This window comes from Nitrobacter sp. 62-13 (assembly GCF_001896955.1).
Lineage (GTDB): Bacteria > Pseudomonadota > Alphaproteobacteria > Rhizobiales > Xanthobacteraceae > Nitrobacter.
Map to the genome: position 1 here is coordinate 4,116 of NZ_MKRN01000069.1, position 7,185 is coordinate 11,300.

At 65.8% G+C, this 7,185-nt stretch carries 7 protein-coding genes; 6 read left to right on the plus strand and 1 reads right to left on the minus strand.

The features are described 5' to 3' along the window. Positions 1-113: 113 nt before the first annotated feature. Positions 114-416, minus strand: coding sequence for a DUF1778 domain-containing protein (locus tag BGN91_RS06720; protein ID WP_183858114.1), 303 nt, complete (start codon positions 414-416; stop codon positions 114-116). A gap of 143 nt (positions 417-559) precedes the next feature. Here BGN91_RS06720 and BGN91_RS06725 point away from each other — a divergent pair, with 143 nt between their 5' ends. The 6 genes from BGN91_RS06725 (at position 560) to BGN91_RS06750 (ending at position 7,160) form a co-directional block, all read left to right on the plus strand. Beyond that, on the plus strand, positions 560-895 hold the full coding sequence (locus tag BGN91_RS06725; RefSeq protein WP_292611658.1) for a helix-turn-helix transcriptional regulator: 336 nt from the start codon (positions 560-562) through the stop codon (positions 893-895). After that, positions 888-2,135, plus strand: coding sequence for a type II toxin-antitoxin system HipA family toxin (locus tag BGN91_RS06730; RefSeq protein ID WP_292611660.1), 1,248 nt, complete (start codon positions 888-890; stop codon positions 2,133-2,135). The genes BGN91_RS06725 and BGN91_RS06730 overlap by 8 nt, the downstream gene beginning before the upstream one ends. Then, positions 2,132-3,256 carry a hypothetical protein gene (locus tag BGN91_RS06735; protein WP_292611662.1) on the plus strand — a complete coding sequence of 375 codons (1,125 nt, stop codon included), beginning with the start codon at positions 2,132-2,134 and terminating at the stop codon, positions 3,254-3,256. Before BGN91_RS06730 ends, BGN91_RS06735 begins: the two co-directional genes overlap by 4 nt. 253 nt (positions 3,257-3,509) lie before the next feature. Next, positions 3,510-4,463: a zincin-like metallopeptidase domain-containing protein gene (locus tag BGN91_RS06740; RefSeq protein WP_292611664.1), complete on the plus strand. Its 954-nt coding sequence runs from the start codon at positions 3,510-3,512 to the stop codon at positions 4,461-4,463. Further along, positions 4,460-4,831, plus strand: coding sequence for a DUF2958 domain-containing protein (locus BGN91_RS06745; protein WP_292611666.1), 372 nt, complete (start codon positions 4,460-4,462; stop codon positions 4,829-4,831). Before BGN91_RS06740 ends, BGN91_RS06745 begins: the two co-directional genes overlap by 4 nt. Before the next feature lie 175 nt (positions 4,832-5,006). Next, positions 5,007-7,160, plus strand: a complete 2,154-nt coding sequence (locus tag BGN91_RS06750; protein WP_292611668.1) for a ParB N-terminal domain-containing protein — start codon at positions 5,007-5,009, stop codon at positions 7,158-7,160. The last annotated feature ends 25 nt before the right edge of the window (positions 7,161-7,185 follow it).

Here is a 7,185-nt window from a genome sequence, read left to right on the forward strand (position 1 = left end):
TGTGTCCGGAAATATCGGTCCAGCGGCTCTACGCCGCTCTCGAACCTTGATCGGTCATGGCTCGATGCCAGCGGCTCGACGCGGAGCTTTTCGTCTCTTCCAGCAGGCACTTGTCAAACGCCGGCCCGCTCACGATAGCGGCGCACCGTGTCGCGCAGACGATCATTGACTGGCTTCGGGTTCAGCAGCGCGTCAACGAAGGCCTCGCTGTCGCGGACGGAGAGAGCGAGCTGGTTGTGTTCCTCGATAGCGCGGCGGGCCGCGTCCTGCACGCTGGTCAGCACGAAGTCTGTCACAGTCCGCCCTTGGAGGGCGGCGGCACGCTCGATTAGACTCTTCTGTTCCGAGGTTACACGAGCCTCCAAGCGTTCTGCTCGGGCGCGCCCTCTGGTTGATCTGGATGCTGCATTGGGCATGGCTTTTCTCCTGACCTAATGTACGGCCAATACCCGGCCACTTCAAGTGGACGGGCTCCTATGAGCCAGACCCGCCCCTAGATGGTAGATAAATTGTAATCTTCGTGCTACATAATGGGTGTCTTAGACGCACGAAGAGCACAATGCCGACACCTCATCACCCTCCCGCCGCTGTGCGGCGCGTCCTACGGAAGCTGGGCGCGGACATCCACGACGCCCGTCGGCGGCGGCGGCTGCCCATGGCGGTCGTGGCCGAACGCGCGTTCACGTCCCGCTCGACCCTCCAGAGGGTTGAAGCGGGCGACGCCAATGTCAGCATCGGCATCTACGCTGCCGTCCTGCAGGCGCTCGGCCTGCTCGATGGCCTCGGCGAGATCGCCGATATCGCCCGCGACAGCGTCGGCCAGGCCTTGGCCAGCGCGGAGCTGCCGAAGCGCGTCCGTCTCAAGCGCGCCCCGGGGTCGACCGATCATGGCTGACATCGAAGTCCTTATCGATCTCGAAGGCCGTACCCGTCCGGTCGGACTGGCCCACAGTAACAAGGTGCGGGGCAACGAGACCGTCGTGTTCGAATACGCGCCGGAATGGCTCGCCGATCCGGAACGCTTCTCGATCGAGCCTGCCCTCGCGTTGACCCGCGGCGGCTTTGCGCCGCCGGCCGGACAAGCCATCTTCGGGTCCATCGGCGATTCGGCCCCCGACACCTGGGGGCGCCGTCTCATGCAGCGCGCCGAGCGGCGCCTCGCCGAGCGCGAAGGCCGCGCGGTCCGAACCCTCACCGAAAGCGATTACCTTCTCGGCGTCGCTGATGAGACCCGTCTTGGCGCGCTACGATTCCGCTGGGCAGGCGATGAAGTGTTTCAGGCGCCGCTTCGCGCGGGCGTGCCCGCCCTGATCGAGCTCGGGCGTCTCCTCGCCGTGACGGAGCGCGTTCTTCGCGACGAGGAGACGGACGAGGATCTCCAGCTCATCTTCGCACCCGGATCGTCGCTTGGAGGTTCACGCCCCAAGGCGTCGGTCATCGATCAGCACGGCCGCCTCTCCATCGCGAAGTTCCCCAAGGAAACCGACGACTACAGCTTGGAGACCTGGGAGGAGATCGCCTTGCGCCTGGCGGCGCGCGCCGGCATCACCACGCCCTCCCACGAATTGCTGCGCGTTGGCGGAAAGGCGGTGCTCCTGTCTCGGCGCTTCGATAGGGACGCTGCCATTCGCATCCCGTTCCTCTCTGCCATGGCGATGACGGGATCGAAGGATGGCGAGCGCGGTAGCTATCCCGAAATCGTCGATGCGTTGACGCGGCACGGGGCGCAAGCGAAGACCGACGCGCAGGCGCTGTACCGTCGCGTCGCCTTCAACGTGCTGATCTCGAATGTGGATGATCACCTGCGCAACCATGGCTTCCTATGGCTTGGCAAGGCGGGCTGGTCACTCTCCCCCGTCTATGACCTCAACCCCGTCCCTACCGACCTCAAGGCCCGGGTGCTGACGACGAACATCGATCTAGACGAAGGCACCTGCTCGATCGATCTCCTCGAGGCGGCCTCGGAGTACTTCGGTCTCGGCCTCGCGGCGGCACGCGCCATCATCAAGGAAGTTGCGGCCGTGACGGCGACATGGCGGGAGACCGCGAAAGAGGCCGGCGCCCGGCCCTCCGAGATCACCCGCATGGCCAGCGCCTTCGAGCACGACGATCTCAAGCAGGCGCTGGCGCTGTGACGCGGACCTTCATCCATAGCTTCGATCCCACATCTGCGAGCCCCGTTGCTGGCCCGACCGTCGATCTGGAGGTTTCCGAGATCGAGGATGCCGGCATCCGCGAGGTGCTTCAGACCCCCGGCGCCGCCTATGGTGCCTGGTCCATTCTTGATGCCCTGCTCGCCGCGACCGGTCCGGGCACGCCCTTCATCTTCAAGGAGCCTTTGGGACAAGCGCGCGAGGTGAAGGTCGCGCTGTCGGGCCTGTTCGGACGCTTCGTGGCGCGCGCCTATCTCGAGCGCTACCTCAACCTCTCCATCTTTGCGCACCTCACGAACCGATCGCTGCTCCTCGATGGGCGACGCCGCATCGACATCGTCCGCCGCTCCCGTGGCGATCTGCCGGACTGGGTGGCCTGCGCCGCCGATCTCACCTCCCTGACCGTGGCCGAGGCCAATGGCTGTCATGACCCGGGTGGTCCCGACAAAGCGCTCGCCAGGGGATGGGCGCAGGCCCAACGCATCGACGTGACGGCTAGGGGACGGAAGGTGACGATCAAGCGCGTCGCGATCGCGACGCGCTGGGGCGCTGCGACAAATGGACCAGCGCAAGCGTACCTGTCAGTCCGTGACCCGGTCGACGAAGGCGAGCCGATCGATGCGGAGGACAAGGACGCCGTCTTCATCGGGCTGCTTCGTCACCACATCGCAAACCTGGTCGCTCCGCTCGGCCATGCCGAGCTCGCCGATGCGCTTCGGCGACTGACCCGCGAACGCTCTGAGCACGGGCTTCAGCGTGATGTCGCGAGCGCCAGAGCGCTCCTGAATGCTGCGCCAGTACGGGAAGTGGACGGCGCCAGCGCCATTGACGGGCTTGTTGGCGGAATCGTCACCCGGGCGGGACCGCTGACCGACGCAACCGCGAATCCCGCCGATCAGGATGTGCTTGCCCGGCTCAACCTGCGCCCGGCCTTCGTCGGCATAGAGCGGGATCTCATCGATGCGGCGATCGAGGGCGAGGCCAAGACCGTGCGCGACCGGCTAGCCGCAACCACCAGGCACGATGAATTCGCGCGTGCCGATCGCGCCGGCGGATGGGTGATCCCCCTTGGCGCAGATCGACACATTATCGGAAGCGCGTAGTGGCGTTCCATTGTGGCAGCGGCAACCGGCTGCAGTCGCTTTGACTTGTTGCCGTTATCGTAGCTCAACTACGACAATTCGTACTTTCTCAAATACGGGAAGGCCTTCCCCTGCGGCCGAGCCAATGTCTCGGCCGACCCCTTCTGCGGGGAGACCCCGCAACGCCCCCTTAGAGTGAGAGTGCGGATCGGGTTTTCCGTGACGGGTTGAGGGCTGGAGGAGAGGCCTCCGGCGCCCGTCGCGGAGAACCGCGATGTCCAGACATCATCATCATGCTCGCGCCCGTGCGGACCGCGCGAGTCTCTACGACGACATCACCAACAAGATCGTCGCCGAGTTGGAGGTTGGGCGTGTGCCCTGGGTCCAGCCCTGGGGAACGGCGGCCGCAAAGGCGCCGCTTGCCATGCCAACGAACGCCGCGACCGGCCGGCAGTATTCGGGGATCAATGTGCTGATCCTGTGGGGCGCGGTCATCGAGCACGGCTTTCCCCTCCAGAGCTGGCTGACCTTTCGCCAAGCACTGTCGCTCGGCGGCCATGTCCGCAAGGACGAGCGTGGCACCACGGTCGTCTACGCCGATCGCTTCGTTCCCGACGACGAGAAGAAGCGCGCGCAGGAGACCGGTGAGGAGGCGCAGGCGATTCCGTTCCTCAAGCGCTTCACCGTGTTCAACGTCGCGCAGTGCGAGGATCTGCCCGAGGAACTGGCCGTCGCGCTGCCCGCGCCGGAGCCCGGCCTGATCGAGCCGCGGGTCGAGGCATTGATCAAGGCTACCGGCATCGACTTCCGCATTGGCGGTAATCGTGCCTTCTACATGCCGGCGGCCGACTATGTGCAGGTGCCCCCACCGCAGGCGTATTTCGAGACGATCAATTGGCATCGCACCGCGCTGCATGAACTCGGCCATGCGACGGGCCATGCCTCCCGTCTCGGCCGTGACCTGTCGGGCTCCTTCGGCTCGAAGAAGTATGCCTTCGAAGAGCTGGTCGCCGAAATGAACGCAGCGTTCTGCTGCGCCTCCATCGGCATCGTCCCGACCGTGCGCCATGCCGATTACATCGGCTCGTGGCTGGAGGTGCTGCACGAAGACAATCGCGCGATCGTGCGTGCTGCGTCGCAGGCCAGCAAGGCGGCCGACTGGCTGCTTGCGTTTCTCCCCGGGGCCGCAACGGCCAGCGAACCTGCGAATGACAGGAGGGCAGCATGATCCTCCTGACCGATGACCTGCGCGAGCGTCTGCTTGCCAATGGGCGTGATCGCGGGGCCGACCACGTGCCCGTGGTCAAGTTCTTCAACCCGCTGGGCGAAGGCGTCTGGCTCGCGACCGAGCTGGACGCGGACGGGGACACGCTCTTCGGCCTCGCTGATCTCGGCTCGCCTGAGCTAGGCACCTTCTCGCTCGAGGAAATGGCCTCGATCCTCCTGCCGTTCGGCATGGGAATCGAGCGTGACATTCTCTTCACTGGCGACTTTCCGATCTCGGTCTGGGCGGAAGCTGCGCGCCAAGCGGGAAGCATCCGAGCGGCCGAGCGCATTCTTTACCGAGCGGCTTCGCCTCAACGTAGTGGCGCGTGACGCCCATCCTGAAATCCGTAAAGCCGGAAACGCACACTTGCGTATCTCCGCCTCTGCGGAAAACCGGATCATCTGCTGGCGGCGCCGTCCTCAGAGGTAGAGGGCGGCGCTTCGCTTCGTGACGGGTTGGAAGCCGAGAGAGAGGCTCTCGGCGCCCGTCGCGGAGTATCCCGACATGGCAAAGGCTGCCAAGAAGATCGTCTTCTCGCGCTCGCGCGACATTCCCTTCAACAAGCTCGTGCTCTCGGAGGCCAACGTCCGGCGCACCCGGCCGGAAGCCGAGCTCGACGAGCTGGTCCACGACATCGGCCGACGCGAGGACCTCGTCCAGGGCCTCAATGTCCGCGCCGTCCTCGACGAAGACGGCAACGAGACCGGCACGTTCGAGGTGCCGGCGGGCGGGCGCCGCTATCGCGCGATCGAGCGCCTGGGGAAGGCCAAGCGCTTTCCGAAGGACGGGCTCGTCCCCTGCATCGTTCGGAAGTCCGACACCAAGATCCTCGCCGAGGACGACTCCCTCGCCGAGAACCTACTGCGCGCCGGACTTCATCCGCTCGATCAGTTCCGGGCGTTCCAAGACATGCTCGACAAGGGCATGACCGAGGACGAGGTCGCCGCGGCCTACCTCACGACCGTCCAGCTCGTGAAGCAGCGGCTGCGTCTCAACGCGGTCTCGCCTGTCCTGCGCGACGCTTATGCTCAGGAGAGCATGACGCTCGACATGTTAATGGCCTTCACTGTCAACCCCGATCATGAGCGTCAGGAGCAGGTGTGGGAAGCCGTCCAGCATTCATACAACCGGCAACCCTTCCATATCCGCCAGTTGCTGACCGAGACCACGATTCCGGCCTCCGACAAGCGCGCGCGCTTTGTCGGCGTCGACGCATATGTCGCGGCCGGCGGCGCAGTGCTGCGCGACCTGTTCGAGGACGATAACGGCGGCTGGCTCCAGGACCCGGCGCTGCTTCACCGCCTGGTCGGCGAACGACTCAAGACCGTGGCCGAGGAGATCGCCAGCGAAGGCTGGAAGTGGGTGAAGATCGACCTCGACCTGCCGTATGGCTACGACCACGGCTTGCGTCAGATCACCGGCTCTTTCGTCGATCTCACCGACGAAGAACGGGCCGAACGCGAGACGCTGCGCGCGGAATACGATCGGCTCGAGGCGGAGTATGACGGCGCCGACGAGCTGCCGGACGAGATCGATCAGCGCCTGGGCGAGATCGAGGAAGCTCTCGACGCCTTCGAGAAGCGCCCGGTCGTCTACGATCCCGCCGAGATCGCTCGCGCCGGGGTCTTCGTCAGCGTCGATCGCGACGGCGACATCGTGGTCGACCGTGGCTATGTGCGGCCCGAGGACGAGGCGCCTGTTGCCGTCGACGGCGGCGACGCCGAGATCGATGGAGAGGACGGCAGGACTGGTGCTTCCGCAGCACCGTCCGTTCAGCGCGCTGTCATCACCATCGGCGGACAAGACCCGGAAGGCGACGACGATGAGGACGATGATGGCGTCAAGCCGCTGCCCGAGCGCCTGGTCATCGAGCTCACCGCCCATCGCACCCTGGCTCTGCGGGAATCAGTCGCCAACCACCCGCACGTCGCTCTCACGGCGCTCCTGCACAAGCTGGTGCTCGACGCCTTCAAGCGCAACGCGCATGGCTGCGCCGTCGAGGCAGCCGTTCGGGAGATCCACTTCCCCGTTCAGGCCACCGACCTGAAGGACAGCGCTTCCGCCAAGGCCATCCAGGCCCGTGTGGAAGCGTGGAAGGCCGACATGCCGCTCGAGGACGACAATCGGCTGTGGGACTGGATCGCGGGGCTTGACGATGCGAGCCGCCTCGCGTTGCTCGCGCATTGCGTCAGCTATGGGATCAACGCTCTCTACGAGCGTCCGAATCCCTATAGCGGCAACGGCGTCTCGCAGCACGGGCTCGACCGGCGGATGCGCGACGCCGATCGGCTGGCACGCGCCACGGGCCTCGACATGGTCGAGGCTGGATGGCGCCCGACCGTGGCGAACTATCTCGGCCGCGTCACCAAGAGCCGGATCGTCGAAGCCGTGCGGGAAGCGCTCGGCGAAGAGAAGGCGCAACTCATCGACCACCTCAAGAAGCCCGATATGGCCAAGGAGGCCGAGCGTCTGCTCGCGGATACCGGCTGGCTGCCGGAGCCACTGCGCCCTGCCGATCCCGACGCCACGACCGCGTCGGACGCGAGCGAGACCGACGGCGACGACGCGCTGCCGGCTTTCCTCGCCGACGATGAGGACGAACAGGCGGATGACGGCGAATTGGACGCCGACGAGCCGGCGATGATCGCCGCCGAGTGACGCGCCCGCGGCGGGGGCGGCTTCG